At 73.3% G+C, this 21,353-nt stretch carries 29 protein-coding genes; 14 read left to right on the forward strand and 15 right to left on the reverse strand.

From position 1 onward, the window contains the following. Positions 1-6: 6 nt before the first annotated feature. Positions 7-1,374 carry a sensor histidine kinase gene (locus ACXVGS_RS09305; protein WP_458530034.1) on the reverse strand — a complete coding sequence of 456 codons (1,368 nt, stop codon included), beginning with the start codon at positions 1,372-1,374 and terminating at the stop codon, positions 7-9. After that, positions 1,371-2,027: a response regulator transcription factor gene (locus ACXVGS_RS09310; RefSeq protein ID WP_458530035.1), complete on the reverse strand. Its 657-nt coding sequence runs from the start codon at positions 2,025-2,027 to the stop codon at positions 1,371-1,373. Before ACXVGS_RS09310 ends, ACXVGS_RS09305 begins: the two co-directional genes overlap by 4 nt. Before the next feature lie 92 nt (positions 2,028-2,119). Here ACXVGS_RS09310 and ACXVGS_RS09315 point away from each other — a divergent pair, with 92 nt between their 5' ends. Genes ACXVGS_RS09315 through ACXVGS_RS09325 form a run of 3 tightly spaced genes read left to right on the forward strand, consistent with a single transcriptional unit; the run spans position 2,120 to position 5,080 of the window. Beyond that, positions 2,120-3,232: a LolA family protein gene (locus ACXVGS_RS09315; RefSeq protein WP_458531715.1), complete on the forward strand. Its 1,113-nt coding sequence runs from the start codon at positions 2,120-2,122 to the stop codon at positions 3,230-3,232. Continuing rightward, positions 3,229-4,224, forward strand: coding sequence for an ATP-binding cassette domain-containing protein (locus tag ACXVGS_RS09320; RefSeq protein WP_458536869.1), 996 nt, complete (start codon positions 3,229-3,231; stop codon positions 4,222-4,224). The genes ACXVGS_RS09315 and ACXVGS_RS09320 overlap by 4 nt, the downstream gene beginning before the upstream one ends. Continuing rightward, a complete protein-coding gene (locus ACXVGS_RS09325; protein WP_458530038.1) occupies positions 4,211-5,080 on the forward strand; it encodes an ABC transporter permease in 870 nt (289 codons plus the stop codon). Before ACXVGS_RS09320 ends, ACXVGS_RS09325 begins: the two co-directional genes overlap by 14 nt. A gap of 53 nt (positions 5,081-5,133) precedes the next feature. Here the strand turns inward: ACXVGS_RS09325 and ACXVGS_RS09330 are convergent, their stop codons facing one another. Then, complete coding sequence (locus ACXVGS_RS09330; RefSeq protein WP_458530039.1) at positions 5,134-5,463, reverse strand: hypothetical protein; 330 nt, start codon at positions 5,461-5,463, stop codon at positions 5,134-5,136. A gap of 100 nt (positions 5,464-5,563) precedes the next feature. Here ACXVGS_RS09330 and ACXVGS_RS09335 point away from each other — a divergent pair, with 100 nt between their 5' ends. The 3 genes from ACXVGS_RS09335 (at position 5,564) to ACXVGS_RS09345 (ending at position 8,039) form a co-directional block, all read left to right on the forward strand. Further along, positions 5,564-6,961, forward strand: coding sequence for a CoA transferase (locus ACXVGS_RS09335; RefSeq protein ID WP_458536870.1), 1,398 nt, complete (start codon positions 5,564-5,566; stop codon positions 6,959-6,961). A gap of 92 nt (positions 6,962-7,053) precedes the next feature. Further along, a complete protein-coding gene (locus ACXVGS_RS09340) occupies positions 7,054-7,416 on the forward strand; it encodes a cupin domain-containing protein (protein WP_458530041.1) in 363 nt (120 codons plus the stop codon). A 173-nt stretch (positions 7,417-7,589) separates the two neighbouring features. Next, a complete protein-coding gene (locus tag ACXVGS_RS09345; protein ID WP_458530042.1) occupies positions 7,590-8,039 on the forward strand; it encodes a nuclear transport factor 2 family protein in 450 nt (149 codons plus the stop codon). 47 nt (positions 8,040-8,086) lie between these two features. On the opposite strand, the gene ACXVGS_RS09350 is transcribed toward ACXVGS_RS09345, so the two are convergent. Next, positions 8,087-8,407, reverse strand: a complete 321-nt coding sequence (locus ACXVGS_RS09350) for a GYD domain-containing protein (protein ID WP_141790390.1) — start codon at positions 8,405-8,407, stop codon at positions 8,087-8,089. A 174-nt stretch (positions 8,408-8,581) separates the two neighbouring features. Between ACXVGS_RS09350 and ACXVGS_RS09355 the strand changes: the two genes are divergently transcribed. Further along, positions 8,582-9,025, forward strand: a complete 444-nt coding sequence (locus tag ACXVGS_RS09355; protein ID WP_458530043.1) for a helix-turn-helix domain-containing protein — start codon at positions 8,582-8,584, stop codon at positions 9,023-9,025. Between the two features lie 42 nt (positions 9,026-9,067). Further along, positions 9,068-9,496 (forward strand): VOC family protein, encoded by a 429-nt coding sequence (locus tag ACXVGS_RS09360; protein ID WP_458536871.1) that lies wholly within the window; start codon positions 9,068-9,070, stop codon positions 9,494-9,496. 68 nt (positions 9,497-9,564) lie between these two features. On the opposite strand, the gene glpK is transcribed toward ACXVGS_RS09360, so the two are convergent. The 5 genes from glpK to ACXVGS_RS09385 all read right to left on the reverse strand — a co-directional run bounded on the left by glpK (position 9,565) and on the right by ACXVGS_RS09385 (position 13,274). Continuing rightward, on the reverse strand, positions 9,565-11,082 hold the full coding sequence (gene glpK / locus ACXVGS_RS09365; protein ID WP_458531717.1) for a glycerol kinase GlpK: 1,518 nt from the start codon (positions 11,080-11,082) through the stop codon (positions 9,565-9,567). A gap of 85 nt (positions 11,083-11,167) precedes the next feature. Then, positions 11,168-11,401 (reverse strand): hypothetical protein, encoded by a 234-nt coding sequence (locus ACXVGS_RS09370; RefSeq protein ID WP_458533198.1) that lies wholly within the window; start codon positions 11,399-11,401, stop codon positions 11,168-11,170. A gap of 91 nt (positions 11,402-11,492) precedes the next feature. Then, positions 11,493-11,699 (reverse strand): hypothetical protein, encoded by a 207-nt coding sequence (locus ACXVGS_RS09375; RefSeq protein WP_458531719.1) that lies wholly within the window; start codon positions 11,697-11,699, stop codon positions 11,493-11,495. A 161-nt stretch (positions 11,700-11,860) separates the two neighbouring features. Further along, a complete protein-coding gene (locus ACXVGS_RS09380) occupies positions 11,861-12,391 on the reverse strand; it encodes a GNAT family N-acetyltransferase (RefSeq protein ID WP_458530048.1) in 531 nt (176 codons plus the stop codon). A 106-nt stretch (positions 12,392-12,497) separates the two neighbouring features. Continuing rightward, positions 12,498-13,274, reverse strand: coding sequence for an alpha/beta fold hydrolase (locus ACXVGS_RS09385; RefSeq protein ID WP_458530049.1), 777 nt, complete (start codon positions 13,272-13,274; stop codon positions 12,498-12,500). A 171-nt stretch (positions 13,275-13,445) separates the two neighbouring features. Between ACXVGS_RS09385 and ACXVGS_RS09390 the strand changes: the two genes are divergently transcribed. Together ACXVGS_RS09390 and ACXVGS_RS09395 are read left to right on the forward strand one after the other, a co-directional pair. After that, the gene (locus ACXVGS_RS09390; RefSeq protein ID WP_458536872.1) at positions 13,446-14,771 is read left to right on the forward strand and encodes an MFS transporter; all 1,326 of its coding nucleotides are present in this window, start codon (positions 13,446-13,448) and stop codon (positions 14,769-14,771) included. Positions 14,772-14,852: 81 nt separating this feature from the next. Next, the gene (locus tag ACXVGS_RS09395; RefSeq protein WP_458530051.1) at positions 14,853-15,038 is read left to right on the forward strand and encodes a hypothetical protein; all 186 of its coding nucleotides are present in this window, start codon (positions 14,853-14,855) and stop codon (positions 15,036-15,038) included. Here the strand turns inward: ACXVGS_RS09395 and ACXVGS_RS09400 are convergent. Beyond that, on the reverse strand, positions 15,035-15,886 hold the full coding sequence (locus ACXVGS_RS09400; RefSeq protein ID WP_458531720.1) for a DUF6597 domain-containing transcriptional factor: 852 nt from the start codon (positions 15,884-15,886) through the stop codon (positions 15,035-15,037). The genes ACXVGS_RS09395 and ACXVGS_RS09400 overlap by 4 nt on opposite strands. A gap of 59 nt (positions 15,887-15,945) precedes the next feature. Here ACXVGS_RS09400 and ACXVGS_RS09405 point away from each other — a divergent pair, with 59 nt between their 5' ends. After that, positions 15,946-16,332 (forward strand): VOC family protein, encoded by a 387-nt coding sequence (locus ACXVGS_RS09405; RefSeq protein WP_458530053.1) that lies wholly within the window; start codon positions 15,946-15,948, stop codon positions 16,330-16,332. 34 nt (positions 16,333-16,366) lie between these two features. Here the strand turns inward: ACXVGS_RS09405 and ACXVGS_RS09410 are convergent, their stop codons facing one another. Then, complete coding sequence (locus tag ACXVGS_RS09410; protein ID WP_458530054.1) at positions 16,367-16,837, reverse strand: hypothetical protein; 471 nt, start codon at positions 16,835-16,837, stop codon at positions 16,367-16,369. Between the two features lie 65 nt (positions 16,838-16,902). Then, positions 16,903-17,769: a GNAT family N-acetyltransferase gene (locus tag ACXVGS_RS09415; protein ID WP_458531721.1), complete on the reverse strand. Its 867-nt coding sequence runs from the start codon at positions 17,767-17,769 to the stop codon at positions 16,903-16,905. Positions 17,770-17,806: 37 nt separating this feature from the next. Here ACXVGS_RS09415 and ACXVGS_RS09420 point away from each other — a divergent pair, with 37 nt between their 5' ends. Beyond that, positions 17,807-18,094, forward strand: a complete 288-nt coding sequence (locus ACXVGS_RS09420) for a DUF1905 domain-containing protein (RefSeq protein ID WP_458530056.1) — start codon at positions 17,807-17,809, stop codon at positions 18,092-18,094. Positions 18,095-18,104: 10 nt separating this feature from the next. Here the strand turns inward: ACXVGS_RS09420 and ACXVGS_RS09425 are convergent, their stop codons facing one another. Continuing rightward, complete coding sequence (locus ACXVGS_RS09425) at positions 18,105-19,073, reverse strand: helix-turn-helix transcriptional regulator (RefSeq protein WP_458530057.1); 969 nt, start codon at positions 19,071-19,073, stop codon at positions 18,105-18,107. A gap of 61 nt (positions 19,074-19,134) precedes the next feature. Between ACXVGS_RS09425 and ACXVGS_RS09430 the strand changes: the two genes are divergently transcribed. Then, entirely contained in the window at positions 19,135-19,698 is a 564-nt protein-coding gene (locus ACXVGS_RS09430) for a mycothiol transferase (RefSeq protein ID WP_458533195.1), read from the forward strand. Then, a complete protein-coding gene (locus tag ACXVGS_RS09435) occupies positions 19,695-20,330 on the forward strand; it encodes a GNAT family N-acetyltransferase (RefSeq protein WP_458531722.1) in 636 nt (211 codons plus the stop codon). The genes ACXVGS_RS09430 and ACXVGS_RS09435 overlap by 4 nt, the downstream gene beginning before the upstream one ends. A 36-nt stretch (positions 20,331-20,366) precedes the next feature. Here the strand turns inward: ACXVGS_RS09435 and ACXVGS_RS09440 are convergent, their stop codons facing one another. Continuing rightward, positions 20,367-20,930, reverse strand: a complete 564-nt coding sequence (locus ACXVGS_RS09440; RefSeq protein WP_458530060.1) for a cysteine hydrolase family protein — start codon at positions 20,928-20,930, stop codon at positions 20,367-20,369. 62 nt (positions 20,931-20,992) lie between these two features. Beyond that, complete coding sequence (locus ACXVGS_RS09445; protein ID WP_458530061.1) at positions 20,993-21,217, reverse strand: hypothetical protein; 225 nt, start codon at positions 21,215-21,217, stop codon at positions 20,993-20,995. Between the last annotated feature and the right edge of the window lie 136 nt (positions 21,218-21,353).

A 21,353-nucleotide genomic window follows, 5' to 3' on the forward strand; every position in this document is an offset into this window, starting at 1 on the left:
TGCCGCTCACCGCGCGTGCGGCAACCGCACCTCGACGCGCAGGCCGGGCGGCGGGTCGGCGTCCAGCAGCCAGACCGTGCCGCCGGAGCGGCGAACCAGCTCGCGGACGATCGCCAGGCCCAGCCCGGTCCCTCCCGCGTCGCGGTCGCGGGCGTCGTCGAGTCGGGTGAACCGCTCGAACACGTTCTCGCGCAACGCTTCGGGGATCCCGGGACCGTCGTCGGTGACCGTGAGGACGGCCACCCCGGCGGGAGCCGTCGCCGCGAGGACCACCCGCGACCGGGCGTGCCGCACGGCGTTGTCGACGAGGTTGGTCAGCGCGCGGCGCAGCTCCTCGCGGTCGCCGCGGACCGGCACCGGCCGGGGATCGGAGGTGACCGACACGGGGACCCGCGACCCGGCATACCGGTCGGCGACCTCGGTGAGCAGCGCGACGGCGTCGAAGGACTCCCGCTGCGCCGGTGCCACCGAGGAGTCGACGCGAGCGAGCAGCAGCAGGTCCTCCACGAGCCGGGTCAGCCGGGCGACGTCGACCAGCAGCTCGGCCGGCAGGTCACCGCCCTCGCCGAGGCGCTCGGCGACCTCGAGCTGGGTGCGCATGGAGGCCAGCGGGCTGCGCAGCTCGTGCGCGGCGTCGGCGACGAACCCGCGCTGGCGCTCGCGGGCCGCGTCGAGCCGGTCGAGCATGGTGTTCAACGTCAACGCCAGGGCGTGGATCTCGTCGGCGGAGGCCGGCACCGGCAGGCGCTCGTCGTGGCCGGAGCCGCTGATCCGCTCGGCGCCGGCGCGCAGCTCCTCGACCGGCCGCAGCGCCGACCCGATGACCCGCCAGGCGATCACGGCCAGCACGAGCAGCAACAGGGGGTAGGTGAGCACGAGGGTCCGCAGCAGCACCCGCTGGCTCTGGGTCACGTCCCCGACCTGCAGCGCGACGACGACCGAGACCGGCGTGGCGGCCGGTCCGGCCCGCACCGCCACCGCGCGCAGCGGGCCGTTGACCCCGGCGCGGGCGCCCGGCACCTCGGTGGTCTGCCCCGCCAGCGCCTGCCGCAGCTCGGCCGGCCGCAGCAGCGGGGTGAGCCGGTCGGCGTTGACCGAGGCGCTGACCACCCGGCCGGACCCGTCGACCACCTGCACCACCTGGGCGCCGGCGACCGGGATCGGGCTGGAGAGCCGGCCGCTGTCGACGAGCGCGACCACGTCGGCGGCGCTCGCCCGCGCCTCGGCGTCGATGGTGTGGTTGACCGTGACGACGAGCACGCCGTAGAGCGCGGCGCTGCCGAGGGCGAGGGCGACGGCGACGCCAGCGACGCCGATGAGCAGCAGCCGGGCCCGCAGGCTCAGCCGGCGCAGGCCCGACGCCCGGGTCCTCATGAGGCCAGCCGGTATCCCGCACCCCGCACGGTGGTGAGGTGCTCGCGGCCGATCTTGCGCCGCAGGTAGCCGATGTAGACCTCGACCACGTTCGGGTCGGTCAGGTCGCCGGTGTCCCAGACGTGGTCGAGCAACTCGGTCTTGCTGACCACGCGGTCGGCGTGGCGCATGAGGTACTCCAGCAGCGCGAACTCGCGCGGGGTGAGCTGCACCGGCTCCTCGGCCACGCTCACGTCGCGGGTGGCCGGGTCCAGGCGCAGGGCACCGACCGACAGCACCGAGGGCCGGGCGCGCACGTCGCGGCGCAGCAGGGCGCGCAGCCGTGCCAGCAGCACGACGTAGGAGAACGGCTTGGTGAGGTAGTCGTCGGCCCCGTAGTCGAGGGCGTCCGCCTCGTCGTACTCCCCGTCCTTGGCCGTCAGCATCAGCACCGGGACCCAGTTGTCCTCTGCGCGAAGGGTCTTCACCACGGTGTAGCCCGACATGCCCGGGAGCATGATGTCGAGGAGGACGGCGTCGTAGTCGCCGTGCCTGGCGGCCTCGAGGCCGAGCAGGCCGTCGTGCTCGACGTGCACGACGAAGCCCTCGGCGGTCAGGCCACGCCGCAGTGCCGTCGCCAGCCGCACCTCGTCCTCCACCACGAGCAGCCGCACGGCCCCAGCCTGTCACGAGCAGCCACGCCGGCGAGGCAGGTCCGTGGTGACTTCTCAGGTGCCTCACAGCGCGCCCCGGCCACGATGTGCTCATGAGCATCTTCAGCCAGAGGCCCGCGTTGCGCTGGGCCGTGCCCGGGGTCGCCGCCGTGACGTTCGTCGGTGGCGGCGCACTGGTCAGCACCATCTCCGCCAACGCCGACGCCGGCCTGCAGCCCCGCACCGCCGCCCAGCTGCTCGTCGACGTGCAGCAGGCCAGGCTCGACGGCCTCTCAGGCACCGTCGTGCAGCGCTCCGACCTCGGCATTCCTGCCCTGCCCGGCGCCGGCGGTCAGGGCAGCTCCGACCTCGCCTCGATGGTCTCGGGCACCCACACCCTGCGGGTCTGGTACGCCGGCCCGGACAAGGCCCGGCTGGCACTGCTCGGTGAGCTCGGCGAGTCCGACGTCATCCTCAACGGCACCGACCTGTGGACCTGGTCCAGTCGCGACAACACCGCGACCCACCGGACGCTGTCCAAGGACGCGTCGGCGCACAAGGCGCCCGACGCCACGGACATCCCGAAGACCCCGCAGGAGGCGGCCGACAAGGCGCTCGCGGCGCTCGACCCGACCACCAGGGTCACCACCAGCGGCACTGCCACCGTCGCCGGGCGCTCGGCCTACGAGCTGCTGCTGGCGCCGAAGGACTCCCGCTCGCTCATCTCACAGGTGCGCATCGCGGTCGACGGCGTCAAGCACGTCCCGCTGCGGGTGCAGGTCTTCGCCAAGGGCGCGGCCGAACCGGCCTTCGAGGTCGGCTTCACCGCGGTCGACTTCTCCCGTCCGGACGCGGCGCAGTTCGCGTTCAACCCGCCGCCGGGGGCCAAGGTCACCGACGCCACCGCCTCGGCCGCGCAGAAGATGGGGATGGCTCAGCCCAACCCCGACGCCACCACAAAGGCCACCCCGGCCAACCGGCCCAAGGTCGTCGGCACCGGCTGGGCCACCGTCGTCGTGGCCCAGACCCCGGCCGGCAGCACCGCCAAGCTCGACCAGGGCCAGCTCGGTGCCCTGCTCAAGGCGCTGCCGAAGGTCTCCGGTTCCTGGGGCTCGGGCCGGCTGCTCGCCGGCAAGCTCTTCTCGGTGGTCCTCACCGACGACGGCCGGGTCGCGGCCGGCGCGGTGACCCCGCAGGCGCTGTATGCCGCGTTGGCGGCGAAGTGAGTGACCTCGCCGTCGCGTCGCGCGCGGCAGGTGCCGAGGCCCGGGGCGGTGACGCCCCGGGCCTCGACGCCGCCGTCCGCACGTCCGGCCTGACCAAGCGGTTCCACCACCAGGTCGCCGTCAACGAGATCGACCTGCTCGTGCCCCGCGGCGCGGTCTACGGCTTCCTCGGGCCGAACGGCTCGGGCAAGACCACGACGATCCGCATGCTGCTCGGGCTGATCCAGCCCACCGCAGGCAGCCACGAGGTGCTCGGCCTGCCCATGCCGGCCCGGGCCGCTGACGTGCTCCCGCGGGTCGGCTCGCTCGTGGAGGGGCCGGCGTTCCACCCCTACCTCAGCGGCCGGGCCAACCTGGCCCGCCTCGACGCCGCCGACCGCTGCGCCGACCCGGCCACCGCCACCGCCCGCATCGACGCGGCACTCGACCGGGTGGGCCTGCTCCCCGCGGCCGGCAAGCGCTACCGCGCCTACTCGCTGGGCATGCGCCAGCGGCTGGCCATCGCCGGGGCGCTGCTCGCCCCGCGCGAGCTGCTCGTGCTCGACGAGCCCACCAACGGCCTGGACCCGCAAGGGACCCGCGAGGTCCGGTCGCTGGTGGCCTCACTGGCCGAGGAGGGCGCCACCGTGCTGGTGTCCAGCCACCTGCTCTCCGAGGTCGAGCAGATGTGCAGCCACATCGGGGTGATGCACGTCGGCCGGCTGGTGGCCCAGGGCCCGGTCGGGGAGGTCCGGGCCGGCGCCCAGCCGCGGGCCCGGGTCGACACCGACCGGCCCGAGGACGCCGCCGCCGTGCTGCGCCGGCTGGGGCTGGCCGAGGTCGCCGTCGACCACGGCCACGCCCGCGGGCTCATCGGCACCGTCCGGCCCGAGGACGTCGTCGCCGAGCTGGTGCGCGCCGGGGTGCCGGTGTGCGGCTTCACCACCGAGGCGCCCAGCCTCGAGGACCTGTTCGTCTCGCTCACGGGGGAGGGCTTCGATGTCAGTGGTTGAGTCGGCCATCGGGGGTGCGTCGGTCGTCCGGCCGCACCGGCGGGCGTCGTTGCGCTTCCTGGGGTCCGAGCTGCGGCTCATCTTCGGCCGCCGGCGCAACCTGGCCGGCATGGCCGTCCTCGCCTCGGTGCCGATCCTGCTGGCCGTCGCGGTCAAGGTCTCCACGCCGCGCAACGACGGCCGCGGCCCGGACTTCCTCTCGGCGATCACCGGCAACGGGCTGTTCGTCGCGCTGGCCTCGCTGAGCATTGAGCTCGGGCTCTTCCTGCCGCTGGCCGTCGCGGCGATCTCCGCCGACGCGGTGGCCGGCGAGGCCAACATCGGCACGCTGCGCTACCTGCTGACCATCCCGGTGCAGCGCACCCGCCTGCTCGCGGTGAAGTACGCCGCGATCGTCATCTTCACCGTCATCGCCACGCTCTGGGTCAGCTTCGTCGGCTGCGTCATGGGCCTGGCGCTGTTCGGCGGCGGTCCGATGACGCTGCTGTCGGGCACGCAGATCGGCTTCGGTGACGCGCTGTGGCGGGTGGTGCTCGCCTCGCTCTACCTCGCCGCAGGCTTCGCCGCGCTGGGCGCCGTCGGGCTGTTCGTGTCGACCCTGACCGAGCAGCCGATCGGCGCGACCATCGCGATCGTGGTGATCAACGTGGCGAGCTTCATCGCCGACTCGATCCCGCAGCTGGGGTGGCTGCACCCGTGGCTGATCACCCACTGGTGGATGTCCTTCGGCGACCTGCTGCGCGACCCGATCTCCTGGGACGGCCCGCTGCGCGGCCTGACCCTCGCACTGGGGTATGCCGTGGTGTTCTGGCTCGCGGCCTGGGCCCGGTTCGCGGGCAAGGACGTCACCAGCTGAGGTGCTGCCGGCTGAGGCGTCACCGGCTGCGGTGTCGCCTCAGCGGTCGGCGCTCAGGAGGACCGTCGCTTGCCGCCGGCCCACCCCAGCCCGCGGCCGATGCCGGCGCCGAGCCCGATGCCGATGACGAAGCCGAAGTCGTACCAGCCGCCGTTGTTGTGGACCTCGTAGATCCCCACCTTCTGGTTGAACAGCGACACCACCCAGGCCACCGGCACGATGATCCCCTGCCACACGCCGAGCCAGAAGCCGGCAGCGTCCGGTCCGGGAGCCTGCGCTGCCGGGTCGGCCTGGGCGGCGCAAGAGCTCAGGGCGAAGGCGGTGACCACCGCGACCGCGACCAGGACGACCCGCCGTCGGGCCGGTGACACAGCACGGGACATGGGACCCACCTCCGCTGCCAGCACAGCGGAAGCCCGGCCCCGGCCGCCGGTCCGAAGGTCCCGTTTCGTGACCGGCGCCGGAGTGGTCCATGATCGAGCCGTGACCGACCTGCGCCGTGCGATGACCCGTGAGCTGTGGGATGCCGTGCACAGCGGATCCGTTGTGCCCTCAGCGTTTCCGGCGGTCGGCGTGCGCGTCGCCGACCGCCCCGAGCTGTTGCCGTCACACCTGCCGGTCCGCGAGGCCGCCCTCGCGACCGTCAGCACGGCGCTGCTCGCGGCGGCCTCCTTCCAGCAGGAGCGTGGCGGCCGCGCACCGCTCACCGTCACCCTCGATGCCGGCCACGTCGCCGCCGCGGTCCGCAGCGAACGCTACGTCCGCGTGGGCGGGGTGCCCGCCGTGTCGGCGACGTTCGCCCCGCTGTCGCGGTTCTGGCCCACCGCCGACGGCTGGCTGCGCACCCACGCCAACTACCCCTGGCACCGGGACGCCCTGGTGCGCGCGCTGGGAGCCGGAGACGAGCCCGAGTCGGTGGCTCGCGCGATACGGGAGCTGCCGGGAGAGCAGGCCGAGGCGACCATCGTCGGGGCCGGCGGCATCGCCGCCGCCGTGCGCAGCGAGCAGGAGTGGCACGGGCACCCGCAGGGCCGCGCCGTGGCCGGCCGCCGCCTCGTGGAGCGCACCAGCATCCCGGGAGCCGAGCCGCGCACCCGCACCCGCACCGCCGGCGACCGCCCCGCCGACGGGCTGCGGGTGCTCGACCTGACGCGGGTCATCGCCGGCCCGGTCTGCACCCGCTACCTGGGCGCGCTGGGCGCGAACGTGCTGCGGCTCGACCCGCCGCACCGCCCCGAGCCGGACGGCACGTGGGACACCGTGCTCGGCAAGCGCAGCGCCGTCCTCGACGCCCGCACCCGCGAGGGGCTCGCCCGACTGCACACCCTGCTCGACGAGGCCGACGTGCTCGTGCACGGCTACCGCCCCGGCGCGCTCCACGCCTTCGGCCTGACCCCCGCCGACCTCGCGGAGCGCCACCCCGGGCTGGCCGTCGTGGCCCTGTCGGCGTGGGGTCCGACCGGCCCGTGGGGCGCCTGGCGCGGCTTCGACTCCATCGTCCAGGCCGCCTCGGGGATCGCCGTGGTCGAGGGTGACGAGGACCGGCCGGGCGCGATGCCGTGCCAGCTGCTCGACCACGGGACCGGCTACCTCGCGGTCGCTGCCGTGCTCGAGGCGCTCACCGCCCAGTCCCGGGAGGGCGGCACCCAGGTCCGCGAGCTCGCCCTCGCCCGCACCGCCCGGTGGCTGCTCGGCCAGCCCCGCCCGGAGGCGTCCGGTCAGCTGCCGACCGACGTCGAGGAGGTGGACGCGTGGCTGCGCCCGGTGGAGTCGCCGGACGGACGGCTGGACGTCATCGCCCCTGCGGGGGCTCTCGACGGCAGGCCGCTGGCCTGGCCGCACCGGGTGGGGGGCTACGCCGCCGCCGAGCCCGTGTGGTGAGCGGAAACCTACGCGGCACAGCGGTTCCGGTCGTTCCGGTCCGGGTGTAGGACGGCACTGTCCGCATCCCGTCCGAGCGAGGAGGAGCCACCATGGCCACGCTCGAGAAGACTCATTTCGACTCACCCGACGAGACGCGCAAGTTCCGCGCGCACGGTGCCCTGGACGTCATCTCGTTCGGCGACTTCACCATAGGAAAGGGCACGTTCGAACCCGGGTGGAAGTGGTCGGAGGATGTCCGGCCGATCGCCGGGACCGGTTCCTGCCAGGTCCGCCACACCGGCGTGTGCATCTCGGGCCAGATGACCGTCCGCGCGGATGACGGCACGGAGATGACCATTGGTCCCGGCGACGCCTTCCTCATGGAGCCGGGCCACGACGCCTGGGTGGTCGGGGAGGAGCCCTGCATCCTCTACGACACCGGCATGTCCACCTACGCCAAGCCGGCCGGCTGACCCCTGTCCGGGACGTATGCCGTGCCCCTCACCACCGGGGGCACGGACGCCCAGGCCTGTGCCGAACCTGTGACTGGCTGCAACCGCCTGACCGCGTGAGCGCCCCGGGACTACCGTGCAGGTCTGCCTGGGCCTGCTGCGGGTACGGGCACGAGCGTCAGGGGGAGCGGGTCATGGAGGTTCCGGAGGTCACCCGGCTGGTGCACGACGTCTATGCCGCCATGCGCGGTGGCGATGCCGACCGGATGGGCGAGCTGCTGTCGGAGGACCTGTCCACCGTGATCGGGGTCAACGACGCGATCATCTGGAACGGCTACAAGGAGGCCTGCGCCGGGTTCGCGACGCGCTTCGCCGACGGGCTCGGTCTCGACGTGCGCGAGAGCGTCGAGCTGCAGGTGCACCGACAGGGCGACGTCTGCTGGTTCGACGACAGACCCATACTCGGCGCCGGCGGCGACGCGTGGGTGATCGGGCGGTTCACCGGGGTCGTGCGGCTCGAGACCGACGGGCAGTGGCGCGTGGTCCAGTGGCACGCCTCGCTCGGCACCCCGGTCCAGGACATCGACATCGCGCTCCCGCTGCGTCGCACCGGCACCCGCATGACGGCGCCGGGCCCCCAGTAGCGCGGCGCCAGGCCCCCGGGAGCACCGGGGGCCTGGCGTGGGTCGGGTCAGCGTCCCGGCGGCACGTACGTCACCGAGAGGTGCGAGGCGTCGTCGACCTCCTCGGGGGTGAGCAGGACGACGGTGCGCACCTTCGTGGTGCCCGCGCCGTTGATGGCCAGCGCGAGCGCCGCGGCCGTCTTGTGGTCCGGCAGCTCGGTGATCGCGTAGACGTCGTCCTCGCCGAAGGCGAAGTCGAAGGACACCAGGCGCCCGCCCACGTCGGCGCACGACTTCTCGATGGCCGTCCGCCTGGCCACGCCGCCGGCAGACGCCACCCCCCTGGCACCCTCGGGCTGGTACTGGGCGATGTACATGTATCGCGGCACGAGAACCTCCTCTGGCCGTCCCCGGGTGGGGACCGTCTCCGGATGGGGACCCCAGCACCCTCGTCCGTGGCCTCGCCCGGCCGCACCCTCCCCGCGGGATGAACATCGTCGGCGCGCCGGCCTTGGAGGCGAAGCCGGCGACGGAGGGCGACCGGCACGGCATACTTGCTGGTCATGGTGGCTGTCCCGCCGGTCCGGCACCTGACCAAGGCCAAGGACCTCGCCGACGCGCGCTACGTCGAGCCGATCACGGTCGACGACATGGCCCGCGCCGCCGGGCTGTCCCGGGCGCACTTCAGCCGCGAGTTCCGCCGGGCGTTCGGGGAGTCTCCCCACCAGTACCTGCTGACCCGCCGGCTCGAACGCGCCGCCGCGATGCTGCGCAGCACCGACCGGTCGGTCGCCGACATCTGCATGCTGGTCGGGCTGGAGAGCGTCGGGTCCTTCACGTCGAGCTTCACCCGCACCTTCGGGGAGTCGCCCACCGCCTACCGCCGGCGCTACCCCGACCCGATGGTCTACGCCCGGGTGCCGACCTGCGTGATGCGCGCCTACACCCGTCCGCAACGCAGCACGTTTGGAGAAGACGCGGCGCCGACCGCGGACCTAGCGTCGTGAGCATCCAGTCAGGACAACGACATCCACCACCGGGGAGACATCATGATCAAGCTCAGCACCTGCCAGCTGTGGGTCCACGACCAGGACGCGGCGCTCGACTTCTGGACCCGCAAGATCGGCTTCGAGGTCCGTGAGGACGTCACCGTCCCGGAGATGGGCAACTTCCGCTGGCTCACCGTCGGCCCCGTCGGCCAGCCGGACATCGCCGTCGTGCTCATGGCGATCCCCGGGCCGCCGATGATCGACGCCGGCACCCAGGGCGAGATCGCCAACCTCATGGGCAAGGGCTTCGCCGGCACGCTGTTCCTCACCACCGAGGACTGCCAGGCCTCCTACGAGGAGCTCAGCAGCCGCGGCGTGGAGTTCACCGAGAAGCCCGAGGAGCGCCCCTACGGCATCGACTGCGGCTTCCGCGACCCGGCCGGCAACTCGATCCGGCTCACCCAGGTCCGGCAGATGGCCACGCTCTGAGCCACCCGGCATACCAGCGAAGGAGGCCGTCCCTGGGACGGCCTCCTTCGCCTGTATCCGCGGTCGTTTCAGTCGACGTCCACCCAGTCCAGGGTGCGGCCGATGGCCTTGGTCCAGCCGGCGTAGCCCTCGGCGCGCTGGTCGTCGGACCACTGCGGCTCCCAGCTGCGGTCCTCCTGCCAGTTCTCGCGCAGCTCGTCGGTGGTCGACCAGAAACCGGTGGCCAGCCCGGCGGCGTAGGCGGCGCCGAGCGCGGTGGTCTCGGCGACGACGGGCTTGGAGACCGGCACGCCGAGGATGTCGGCCTGCATCTGCATGCAGAGCGTGTTGGCGGTGACGCCGCCGTCGACCTTCAGCACGTCCAGGCGGACCCCGGAGTCCTTCTCCATCGCCTTGACCACGTCGAGGGACTGGTAGCAGATCGACTCCAGCGTGGCCCGGGCCAGGTGGGCGTTGGTGTTGTAGCGGGACAGCCCGACGATCGCGCCGCGGGCGTCCGAGCGCCAGTGCGGGGCGAACAGGCCGGAGAAGGCGGGCACGAAGTACATCCCGCCGCTGTCCTGCACCTGCGCGGCGAGCTGCTCGACCTCGGCGGCGCCGCTGATGATGCCGAGCTGGTCGCGCAGCCACTGCACCGCTGACCCGGTCACCGCGATGCTGCCCTCGAGGGCGTAGACCGGGCGGTCCTTGCCGAGCCGGTAGGCCACCGTGGTCAGCAGGCCGGACTTCGAGCGCACGATCTCGGTGCCGGTGTTGAGCAGCATGAAGTTGCCGGTGCCGTAGGTGTTCTTGGCCTCGCCGGGGGCGAAGCAGACCTGGCCGACCGTGGCGGCCTGCTGGTCGCCGAGGATGCCGGCGAGGGCGATGCCCTCCGGGATCGCACTCCGCCCGGAGGTCCGGCCGTAGAGGTCGGGGTCGGAGGAGGGGCGGATCTCCGGCAGCATCGAGCGGGGGATGTCGAAGAAGGACAGCAGCTCCTCGTCCCAGTCCAGCGTCTCGAGGTTCATGAGCATGGTGCGGCTGGCGTTGGTGACGTCGGTGACGTGGACCCCGCCGTGCGTGCCGCCGGTGAGGTTCCACAGCAGCCAGGTGTCGGTGTTGCCGAAGAACGCGTCACCGCGCTCGGCGGCCGCGCGCACGCCGTCGACGTTCTCCAGCACCCACTGGATCTTGCCGGCGGAGAAGTACGTCGCCGGCGGCAGGCCGGCCTTGCGCCGGATGACGTCGCCGCGGCCGTCCCGGTCCAGCGCCGAGGCGATCCGGTCGGTGCGGGTGTCCTGCCAGACGATCGCGTTGTAGTAGGGCCGGCCGGTCCGCCGGTCCCACACCACCGTGGTCTCGCGCTGGTTGGTGATGCCGAGCGCGGCCAGGTCCGTGGCGGAGAGGTTGTGCCGGGACATCGCGGTGCCGATGACGGTCTGCGTGCGCTCCCAGATCTCCAGCGGGTTGTGCTCAACCCAGCCGGCCCGCGGCAGGACCTGCTCGTGCTCGAGCTGGTGCTTGCCCACCTCGCGCCCCGCGTGGTCGAAGATCATGAACCGCGTGCTGGTCGTGCCCTGGTCGACGGCGCCGACGAACTCCGGCATGGGTGCTCCTTCCCGAGGGGTGCACCCCATCCTTGCGCGATCCCGCCGCCGTCGGCGAGGCCAGCGCGGAGCTGCGCTACGTCGTTCAGTCCTGTGGCCCGGGCGTGGCTGCCGGGGGTGGGCCGGGAGTGGTGGCGGGCGGCCCGGCAGGCCGGGGCGGAGGTGGCGGCGACATCATCACGATGGCCAGCGTCGCCAAGGGGCCGAGAAGGAGCGAGACCAGGAACCACGCCACGCCACTGCGACCCTTCGTCTGGGCCAGCCCCGCGTTGATGAGCGCGAGCGTCCCCCATCCGAACGCGGCACCGTTGTCGTTCATCGTCGCCCCCTCCGACCACTCGCGGATCCCGGGAGCAGTCAACCGCGCGACGACGTCGACAGCCGGGGGACTCGCCGGGTCGGGTCGGGGGTCAGTCCTTGTTGCGGCGCTGGTGGCGCAGGTGCCCGGTCAGCATCATCAGCCCGAGCACGACGCCGAAGAAGGTCACCAGGGCACCGAACGCCAAGGGGATGCCGATGGCGTGCTGCGGCCCGGGGGTGACGAAGCCGGGGAGGTGGTGCAGCAGGACGTGCCGAGGCAGGCCGTGCCGGGGCAGGGCCGTCAGGGTGCGGGACATGCGGGGCATCGCCCCATGATGGGCGCCGCACCTGTGAGAGCCGCTGCGGGTCCCGCGGAGGCGAGGCACCGGCATACCGGCCCACGCGACGATCATCTCGACGGTTTCGACGCGAAAAGCGGCCGAAACGGCCGCGACGATCGTCGCGCTGACACCGTCCCTCAGGTGCTGAAGGTGACCCAGCTGTCCGGCGGGCGTCCCTCGACCGGCGGGTCGTCGTGGGTGGACCACGCGTCGCCGACCGCATCGGTGGCCACCAGGGACCAGAACCGCTGGGCGCCGGGGTTGTAGGCCTGGAAGCCGATCGCCCACCGGCCGGGGAACATCGCGATCACCTGCCGCGCCGCCTCCCTGCCCACCCCCGTCCGGCGCAGGGCGCGGACCACGAAGAAGCCGTCGATCATCATGACCCCCGGCTCGAGGGGCCGGGTCATCACGTAGCCGCCGAGCCCTCCGGCCGCGGTGATCAGCCAGGCGCGGTGCTCCGGGTCCGCGCCCGTGCGGAACTTGTCGAGCGGCCGGTTGTTGAACGTGCCGTCGGCGTTCGGCAGCAGGCCGTAGGACTCCGACAGGTCGTGGCGGAACAGCTGGCCGAGGTTCTCCAGCACCGCCCGGTCGGAGCGGGTGGCCGGCACGAGCTCGACCGGGCTCGACGCAGGACGCGGGGGTCGTTCGGGGTGCTCTGGGCTCACTGTCCCCAGCCTTCCACGTCGCCGGCGCAGGCGGGTGGTGTGCCACGCAGGTGAGCGCGCGGCATACCGCACGCGACGATCGTCGCGTGCCGGCAGCCTCGCGGGCTCAGTCGAGGAAGGCGGCGAGGATCGGCAGCAGCAGGTCGGCGCGACGCGTCACCGTCATGTGGGTGGTGTCGGGCAGGACGGCCAGGTGCGCGCCGGGGATGAGGTGCTGCATGAGCGCGGCGTGCTCGATGGTGACGAAGTCATGGTCGCCCTGCACGATCAGCGTCGGCGCGGTGATGCCGGCGAGCTGTTCGTCCGACCAGCCCTTCAGGTCCGCCGCCGACCGGGACAGCGACGCGAGGAAGGCGTCGAAGTGCTCCGGGTGCGGGGACAGCCGCAGGTAGGCGTCGCGGAACTCGATGAAGTCCTGCTGGGTCGGCATCCGGGTCGAGGTGGCCTGCTTGGCCGGGTCGGTGAGGTCCTCGTGCATGCCGTCGGGGCGCACGCTCGCCGAGACCGGCACGACCGAACGCACCCGGTCGGGGTGGCTGACCGCGAGCTCCAGCGTGACCGCGCCGCCGAGGCTGTGCCCGAGGGCGTGGGCGCGGTCGATGCCGAGATGGTCCAGCAGGGCGACGACGTCCCCGGCGAGGGCGGCCGGGGTGATCTCGCGGTCGATGTCGGCAGTGCGGCCGTGGCCCTGCATCTCCACCCCGATGACGAAGTGCCGCTGCGCCAGCGTGGGGATGAGCCCGGCGAAGTTGAGGTCGATCGTCAGCATCCCGCCGTGCAGCAGGACCAGCGGGCTGCCCTCGCCGTGCAGCTCGTAGTACAGGTGCAGGCCGTTGACGTCGGCGTACCCGGCGCGCGGTGCCGCGCCCTCGTGTGTGGTCATGTCCTGATCCTCCCCGGTATCGCGTGGCGCCGCCGGTCGTGCGCGCGCCTCACCAGTACGTCGCGCGAGGAGGGCCGGTTTCGACACGAGCCAGCGATCACCGGCCGAGCCGCGGCGGGTCGTGGTCCCGCTCGTCGGGCGGCTGTCGGCGGCCGCGTCTAGCGTTGCCGCATGCCCGTGGCCGTCGTGGTGCTGTGCCTGGTGCAGTTCGTCGACGTGCTCGGCGTCACCAGCGCGGTGGTCGCGATCCCGGCGATGCTGGCCGGCGTGCATGCCGGTCCCGCGCTGGCCGGTCCGCTTGCGACGGCCTACGCGATGTTCTTCGGAGGGTTGCTGGTCCTGGGGGCCCGGCTGGGGCATCGGTACGGTCATCTGCGCCTCTTGCTGGCCGGCCTCGCTGCGTTCGCGGTGGCCGGGGGGCTCGGCGCGCTGGCCCACAGCGGCTGGCAGCTGGTGGCCGCGCGCGGGCTGCAGGGGGTGGCCTCAGCGATGACCGTGCCGGCGGCGCTGACCTTGCTGCTGGCCACCGCCGGTGAGACCACGGCCCGGCGTCGCGCCCTGGCGCTGTGGAGCGCCGCCGGGGCGACCGCCGGGGCCTGCGGGCTCTTCGTCGGCGGTGCCCTGACAGACACCATCGGGTGGCGGGCAGTGTTCTGGATCAACGTCCCCATTGCGCTGGCTCTGGGCGCGGGCGCGCTGCTCCGGGTTCGCGCACGACCACAGCGCGACCGCGCCGTGGGGCTCGACCTGCCCGGCGCTGCGCTCCTGACCGTGGCCGTGATGGCTGTCGTCGTCGGCGCGGCCTTGCTCCAGGACCCGGAGTCGCGGGTGCCGGCGGTGCTGTGCCTGGTCGGTGCGCTGGCGGTGGGTGGGGTCCTGCGCTGGTGGCTGCGCAGGGCTGCCGATCCGGCGATCCCCCCGGCCGTGCTGCGTCACCCACGGCTTGCGGCAGGGGCACTTGGCTCGTTCGTCAACACGGCGGCCACCAGCTCGACGGCGGTGCTGCTGGCGATCCACCTCCAGCGGGCGCAGGGGCTGAGCGCCTTCCGTGCGGGGCTCGTGCTGCTGGCCCTGAGCGTGGCCGTCGTCCCCGGATCCGCCTTGGCTGCGTCCGTGACCCGGCGCTGGTCGCCGCGCACCTCGATCCTCGTGGGCACCGCCCTGCTCGCGGCGGGCAACGTCGTGGTCGCCGTGTCGCTGGGCACGCTGGTGCTGACCGGGTTGGGGCTCGGGCTGCTGGGCCTGGGCCTCGGGTTGTCATCGGTGGGATGCAACGACCTGGGCACCGCGGTGAACGAGGAGCACGTGTCCACGGCGACCGGCGTGCTCAACACCGGAGCCCAGCTCGGGACGGCGGTGGGTGTGGCGCTGCTGGTGCTGGTGGCCTCGGGGGGACGCTACGGAGCCGTGGAGGCGCTCCCCGCCGCGCTCGTCCTGGCTGCGGCCGGCTGCGCGGTGGCGCTGGTCGTGCTCGCCCGCGGGCAGCGCAGCGCGTAGCCGCGTTCGGACCTGAGGCGGCGAGACGGGCGTACCGTCGAGGTGTCGGGGTGGACACGAGAAGCAAGGGAAGTGGGCACCGTGAACACGAGTGCCGACCACGAGGGGCTGTCCTGGGGCTACCGGCTGCTCTACCGCATCAAGGTCATCGGGCTGTCGGTGTTCGGCCCGGCGCAGCTGGATGACCGGGACGACCCACGCTCGCGGCTGCGGCGGGAGCGGGCGGCCAGGGTGGAGGCGGCCCGCCGCAAGCGCCTCCAGCGCTAGGCCCGCCGGCTGCGGTACTGGCTGGGCGCGACGCCCACCAGCGCGGTGAAGTCACGGATGAAGTGCGCCTGGTCGTACCACCCGTGGGCGTGGGCCAGGTCCGTGAGCGAACCGGTCCAGCCGCCGTCGAGAGCACTGACCGCGTCGTGCAGGCGGTAGCGGGCCAGGACCCACTTCGGCCCGACCCCGACGTAGTGGTGGAACAGCCGCTGGAGCCCTCGCGAGGAGATGGCGTGCCGGTCCTCGAGCTGGGCCACCTGCACGATGCTGCGGTCGGTGAGCATGTCGTCGAGCACGGTCAGCAGCCGGTCGTAGCGGTCATCCACCGGGCGGTCCGGCGCGACCAGGGAGGCCAGCGCGTCCTCGACCAGGGCGACGCACTCCTCCCCGGCCAGGTCCGGTCCGGCCTGCTCCAGCCGGCTGACGACGCTGTCGGGCACGGCCGCCCGGGCCGGGAGCACCGCGTCGCGCCAGGGGCGGGCGGACTGGCCGGTGAGCGAGGCCAGGCCACCGGGCCGGAGCTTCACGCCGAAGACCCATGCCCGCCCGGTGAGGGCGACGTCGAAACGGCGGGTCACCACACCGGTGAGCACGACTGGCTGTCCCTGTGCCTCGGGCCGGGGGTTGCCCCACTCGACGCTGAGCGTGCACGCCGGGTGCGGCAGCACCTGGCTCGCATGGGTCGTCCCCGATGGCAGGTCCCACCGCAGCACCCAGTAGTTCTCGACCCAGCGCTGCAGACCCGGCCCCGCGGCATACCGCTCCAGGGCCGTGCGCTGCGCGAGCTGCTCCGGGCGCAGGATCCCGGCCGTCGTCGACGTCGGTGTCGCGTTTGTCCAATCGCCCATACGCCGGATCGTAGGAGCGTGGGCGGACACCTGGTCCCTACCGCGAGGAGAAGTCGCCCATGGCCACGCCGCCGCCTGTCGCCACCCTGAAGATGGTCACCCTCGACTGCGGTGACCCCGGTCCGAGCGCCGCGTTCTGGAGCGCGCTGCTCGGCTGGCAGCAGGCCTACGGTGACGACAACTACGCCATGCTCACCGGGCCGGAGCACGCGCTCGGGTTCGGGCGGGTGGAGGGCTACGAGGCGCCGGTGTGGCCGAACCCCCACGGCACCAAGCAGTTCCACCTCGACCTTGCCGTGGACGACCTCGATGCCGCCGAGCAGGCGTGCCTCGACCTCGGCGCGACGCGGCCGGAGGCGCAGCCTGGGGAGGGCCGCTGGCGGGTGCTGCTGGACCCGGCCGGCCACCCGTTCTGCCTGACCCGGGCTGACGCCTGGGGGAGCTGACCATCCGGCGCCGGGGCAACGTCGGCGGCGTCGGTCAGCCGTGGGTGTCCCGGCGGGTGTCGGGGACGAGCAGGTCCGGGCTGACGCCCTGGGCGGTCATGTAGTCCTGGGCCGCCTGCAGCTCGGTCGCGGTCAGCTCGAACCGCGGGTCCGTGCCCTGGTCCACGGTGTCGTAGGCGACCGTCCCGTCGTGGGTGATCCCGACGACGTAGTCGGCGTAGGGGGCCACGGCCACGGCCAGGGCGAGCTCGCGGCTGTCCGCGGGGACGAGGTCGGTGCAGACAGGTGCCCGACGTCGCGGCGAGAGCCGTCGCCGCCGCGGGAGCATTGCCTTGACGGCTTCGGCGACCTCGGGTGGCCACGGGCCGCGACCGGGGATCTCGAGGCTGACCATCTCCAGACGCTCGACCAGCGCCAGGAGCGCACCGCGGTGTGCCGTGTCGACGGCGGGACGGGGGGCTCCGGGCGCAACGGTGTATGCCGCGGTGTCCCCCCAGAGCGTCACCCGGCGATGATGACGCAGCAGGTCAGGCGTTTGCGGCGTTTTGCCGAAGTCGGTTCACCAGGGCGCTAGGCGCTCCGGTGCAGGTCCGGCACGTCCGGGAGCTGCTGGAAGCCGGCCGACGTGTAGGTGGCGACAGCACCGACATTGGCGCTCGGGGTGCAGACGGTCGCGCTCGACGAGCCCAGCTCCCGCAGCGCGGCTGCTGCGGCGACGGTGATCGCCGTGCCGTAGCCGTGTCCGCGATGGTCGGGGTGCACGCCCATCGGCTCGAGCAACCCCGGCCTGCCCGGACCGGCCGACCAGACCGTCACCGCCGCCACCGCGGTGTCCTCGCCGTCGTACGCGACCAGGCACCGGGCGTCGGCGTACAGCGACCCGGCGGCCATCGTCTGCCAGCGCTCCTCCGTGAACGTCGACCGCTCGAACGCCGCGCGCTGGACGGCGGCCCGCGCGTGGGCCTGCTCCGGACCGGTCACCTCGATCCGCAGGCCGCAGTCCTCCACCGGCTGCGAGAGGTCGCGCCGGAGCGGTGTCCAGGGCTCGCCGGCGACCCAGCCTGCATCGAGGAGCAGCTCACGGAACAGCGCGCCACACCGCGCTTCGACGTCCACGTCCCCCTGCGGCAGGACGCCGCGCTCTGGCTGGCTCACGTCGGCGACCAGCTGCTGGGCCAGCTCCTCGTCGCGCTGGGCTTCGGGCGCGATCGCCAGGCGTATCAGCTCGGGACTGTCCATCAGCCCGACGGCCAGGACCTGTCCGTCGCGGCTCCAGGTCCGGACGGCCGCGACCGTCGCCTCTGCGCCGAACCGCCAGTTCCAGCCGAGGTCCCCCGGGTGCAGCTGCACCGGTGCCCCGTCGTGCTGCCACTCCCGCAGCGCCCGCACGACTTCACTGAACCCATCGACTCCGGGCTTGCTCAACACGATCGACACACCCCTGATCAAACACCGCCGCCCCTACCCTGAGCCCATGAATTTCGAGTTCAGCGGCGAGATGTGGTTCTGGAAGGGCCCCGCGCCGTGGCACTTCATCACGGTGCCGGAGGAGGGCTGCGACGCGCTGGAGGAGAGCGCCGCGCTCGTCAGCTACGGCTGGGGGATGATCCCGGTCGCTGCCCGGATCGGCGAAACCCGTTGGCGCACCTCGCTTTTCCCCAAGGACGGGCGCTACGTCGTGCCGGTGAAGGCGCACGTGCGGCGCGCCGAGGGGCTCGAGCTGGGTGACCTGGTGACCGTGCGCCTGGACGTGGAGGCCTGAGGCCGCCAGGTCAGGGGAGCGTGGCCTCGCCGGTCGCAGCGGCCAGCAGCCGCTGTCCGAGGACGCGCGCGGCCTCCTGGACCTCGGGGCACCTGACGACCCGGTATGCCGCGGGCACCGCCGCGAGCTGTTGGGCGTACCACGCGGGGTTGCTGGTGCTGCCGACCAGGCGGCAGGTGCCCTCATCGAGCGCCTCGACCCGCCCGAGGGCGCGGGGGAGGCAGCGCACGGCGGTCTCGGCGGCGGCGTCGATGACGACCTCGACGTCGTACTCCCAACCCACGGCGAGGTGGTCCTCGAGCATGCCCACCGGGTCCAGCTCGGTGGGTGGGGTGAAGGTGTCGTCCAACAGCTCCACGGCGTGCACGCGGTCGACCCGGTAGGCACGCCGGGCGTCGGCCGCGTGGGAGTGGCACAGCAGGTACCACCGGCCGTGGCGCACGACGACGGCCCACGGATCGACCTCGACGAGCCACTCCGAGCCGGCCTCGGTGCGGTAGCCCAGGCGCACCTGGCGGCGCTCGGAGCAGGCGCGCACGAGCTCGGTGGTGGTGGCGGGGTCGGGCCGGGCGGCGCCGCGGTCCGGGGCCGGGGCCGCGGTGCGGCGGACCGCCTCGACCTGCGTGGCCACCGCCTGCGGCAGGGCCCGGACGATCTTGCCGAGCGCGCTGCCGACCGGGCCGGTGGCGTCGCCGGCGTCGTGGTGGCCGTCGAGCACGGCCATGACGAGGCCGAGCGCCTCGGCGGGGCTGAACATCAGCGGCGGCGGCCGCAGCCCGCGGCCGAGGCGGTAGCCGCCATAGGGGCCCCTGGTGGACTCGACCGGGATGTCGGCCTCGCGCAGGATGCTGACGTAGCGCCGGGCGGCCCGGTCCGACACGCCGAGCCTGGCGGCCAGCCTCTCGGCGGTGATCCCCGGGCTGTCCTGCAGCAGCTGCAGGCACATCAGCGCCCGCGCGGTGGGGTTCGACTCGTCCATTCCCGGAGCGTCTCACGATTTGCGGAAGCGATGCGTCCGCAATGGGTCCTACGGTGACGCCATGACGACTACGACGACTGACACCCCCTGGGAGCCGCCGATCGCGGGCACCGACGTCGAGCAGCTGCTGGGGGCGCTCGACCGCCTGCGCTGGACCTTCCGGTGGAAGGCGGACGGCCTGGACGCGGCTGGCCTGCAGGCCCGCATCGGCGCCTCGACGCTGACTCTCGGCGGGCTGCTCAAGCACCTGGCCGCGTGCGAGGACTACATGTTCACCACCAAGATGCGCGGGGAGCCCATCGGCGCCCCGTGGGACGCCAACGGCTGGGACGGCAGCAACGACTGGGAGTTCGCCTCCGCCGCCGATGACTCGCCCGCGGAGCTCTATGCGCTCTGGGACGGCGCGGTCGAGCGCTCGCGGGCGCGCGTCGCGGCGGCCCTCGCTGAGGGCGGGCTCGACCAGCCCGTCCACGCGTCGTCGCCGGACGGCCAGCACGCCAGCCTGCGCCGGCTGGTCTGCGACATGGTCGAGGAGTACGGCCGGCACACCGGACACGCCGACCTCCTGCGCGAGGCCGTGGACGGCCGTGTGGGGGAGGACCCTCCGGCGGGCTGGCGCCCGTGAGCGAGCCGTTCCGGGACGAGCAGCTGAGCGTCGTCCCCGCCAACGAGGCGTCCTGGGAGGACCTCGCCGCGGTCTTCGGCACCGCCGACTACGCGAGCCAGTGCCGGTGCCAGCGGTTCAAGGTCCGCGGCTGGATCTGGCGCGACTCCACGCTGGAGGAGCGGACCGGGATGCAGCAGGAGCAGACCGCGTGCGGTGAGCCGGACGCGGAGGCGACCAGCGGGCTGGTCGCCTATTGCGAGGACGAGCCGGTGGGCTGGGTCGCGGTGGAGCCGCGGACGGCATACCCGAAGCTGCGCACCACCCGCATCCCGTGGACCGGGCGGGACGAGGACAAGGACGACGACGGGGTGTGGGCGGTGACCTGCTTCGTGGTGCGCAAGGGCTACCGCGGCCGGGGGCTGATGTACCCGCTCGCGCGGGCGACGGTCGACTTTGCCCGCGAGCGGGGTGCCCGGGCGCTCGAGGCGTACCCGATGATCACCCAGCCGGGCAAGGAGATCACCTGGGGCGAGCTGCACGTGGGTGCCCGGCAGGTGTTCGAGGAGGCCGGCTTCGTGCAGGTCAGCCACCCGACGCTGCGGCGGGTGGTCATGCGCGTCGACTTCGACGGCGGGGGCGAGCCGGACTGACTGCGCGTCCGCGGCGCTGCGCGTGCCCGACGACCCTCAGGTCGCGGCGAAGTCGACCTCCGCGGTGGGCGTCACCGTGCCCTTGCGACCGGGGGCGTTGGCCCAGCTCCAGTAGGTGTTGGTGTAGGCGATCGACTGCTCCGGGCTGACCGGGAAGCCCCACTCGCGCATGTCCTCGGAGGTGTGGGCGTCGGCGACGAGGGTGGCGTCGTAGCCGCGCACCAGGGCCGAGTGCAGGGTGGAGCGGATGCACTCCTCGGTCTGCGCGCCGGTGACGACGAGCCGCCCGATCCCGAGCGCGGCCAGGTGCTCCTCGAGGTCGGTGGCCTCGAAGGCGTCGGGGTAGGTCTTGGGCACCAGCGGCTCGGACTCGTGGCGCTCGAGCCCGGCGACGTAGGCCCACGCCTCCGAGCCCGGGGTCAGGCCCTCGTCGTCGGAGTGCTGCACCCACAGGACCGGGACGTGCTCGGCCCGGGCCTTCGCCACGAGGGACTGGATGTTGGCGACCACGCGGTCGCGCTCGTAGGCGTTGCCGACGACGCCGTTCTGCACGTCGACGACGAGCAGGGCGGTGTGGGGGCGGTTCTCCAGGGACGTCATGGCTGCCTCCGTCGGCTTGTCCTTCGCACTGTAGGGCTGCGCGCCGACAGGGTTGGGCTGGTTCAGATGCTCATGGCGCCGGTGTAGCCCGGGCAGGTCAGGCCGCCGCTGGCCGTATACCGCTCCAGCGCCTCGGGCGGGAAGGCCGCCAGGGGTGGTGACGACTCCCGCGCCCGTTCCCGGGCGCTGCGCACGTGGTCGAACAGGACGCTCCAGGCCAGCAGGAGGGCGAGGGCCACGGCGGCACCGTCCACGAGCATCTCCGCCTCCTCCGACGTCGGCTCCACCGACGCCTCCAGTCTCGCCCCGCAGCTCCAGCCAGCCAAGGTGCGACTGGTGCGCGACTCACGTGACCGGCATACAGGCGCTGCTGGGGTCGGCCTGGTCAGGCCGCTGCCGTGGTGCGGCGCCGACGGGCAGCCG

It is taken from the genome of Oryzihumus sp. (assembly GCF_054325275.1).

Coding starts and splice junctions, on each gene's coding strand:
- ACXVGS_RS09305 (WP_458530034.1), bottom strand. CDS start 1,374: ATGAGGACCCGGGCGTCGGGCCTGCGCCGGCTGAGCCTGCGGGCCCGG.
- ACXVGS_RS09315 (WP_458531715.1), top strand. CDS start 2,120: ATGAGCATCTTCAGCCAGAGGCCCGCGTTGCGCTGGGCCGTGCCCGGG.
- ACXVGS_RS09325 (WP_458530038.1), top strand. CDS start 4,211: ATGTCAGTGGTTGAGTCGGCCATCGGGGGTGCGTCGGTCGTCCGGCCG.
- ACXVGS_RS09330 (WP_458530039.1), bottom strand. CDS start 5,463: ATGTCCCGTGCTGTGTCACCGGCCCGACGGCGGGTCGTCCTGGTCGCG.
- ACXVGS_RS09340 (WP_458530041.1), top strand. CDS start 7,054: ATGGCCACGCTCGAGAAGACTCATTTCGACTCACCCGACGAGACGCGC.
- ACXVGS_RS09345 (WP_458530042.1), top strand. CDS start 7,590: ATGGAGGTTCCGGAGGTCACCCGGCTGGTGCACGACGTCTATGCCGCC.
- ACXVGS_RS09355 (WP_458530043.1), top strand. CDS start 8,582: ATGGTGGCTGTCCCGCCGGTCCGGCACCTGACCAAGGCCAAGGACCTC.
- ACXVGS_RS09360 (WP_458536871.1), top strand. CDS start 9,068: ATGATCAAGCTCAGCACCTGCCAGCTGTGGGTCCACGACCAGGACGCG.
- glpK (WP_458531717.1), bottom strand. CDS start 11,082: ATGCCGGAGTTCGTCGGCGCCGTCGACCAGGGCACGACCAGCACGCGG.
- ACXVGS_RS09370 (WP_458533198.1), bottom strand. CDS start 11,401: ATGAACGACAACGGTGCCGCGTTCGGATGGGGGACGCTCGCGCTCATC.
- ACXVGS_RS09375 (WP_458531719.1), bottom strand. CDS start 11,699: ATGTCCCGCACCCTGACGGCCCTGCCCCGGCACGGCCTGCCTCGGCAC.
- ACXVGS_RS09385 (WP_458530049.1), bottom strand. CDS start 13,274: ATGACCACACACGAGGGCGCGGCACCGCGCGCCGGGTACGCCGACGTC.
- ACXVGS_RS09390 (WP_458536872.1), top strand. CDS start 13,446: ATGCCCGTGGCCGTCGTGGTGCTGTGCCTGGTGCAGTTCGTCGACGTG.
- ACXVGS_RS09400 (WP_458531720.1), bottom strand. CDS start 15,886: ATGGGCGATTGGACAAACGCGACACCGACGTCGACGACGGCCGGGATC.
- ACXVGS_RS09405 (WP_458530053.1), top strand. CDS start 15,946: ATGGCCACGCCGCCGCCTGTCGCCACCCTGAAGATGGTCACCCTCGAC.
- ACXVGS_RS09420 (WP_458530056.1), top strand. CDS start 17,807: ATGAATTTCGAGTTCAGCGGCGAGATGTGGTTCTGGAAGGGCCCCGCG.
- ACXVGS_RS09425 (WP_458530057.1), bottom strand. CDS start 19,073: ATGGACGAGTCGAACCCCACCGCGCGGGCGCTGATGTGCCTGCAGCTG.
- ACXVGS_RS09430 (WP_458533195.1), top strand. CDS start 19,135: ATGACGACTACGACGACTGACACCCCCTGGGAGCCGCCGATCGCGGGC.
- ACXVGS_RS09440 (WP_458530060.1), bottom strand. CDS start 20,930: ATGACGTCCCTGGAGAACCGCCCCCACACCGCCCTGCTCGTCGTCGAC.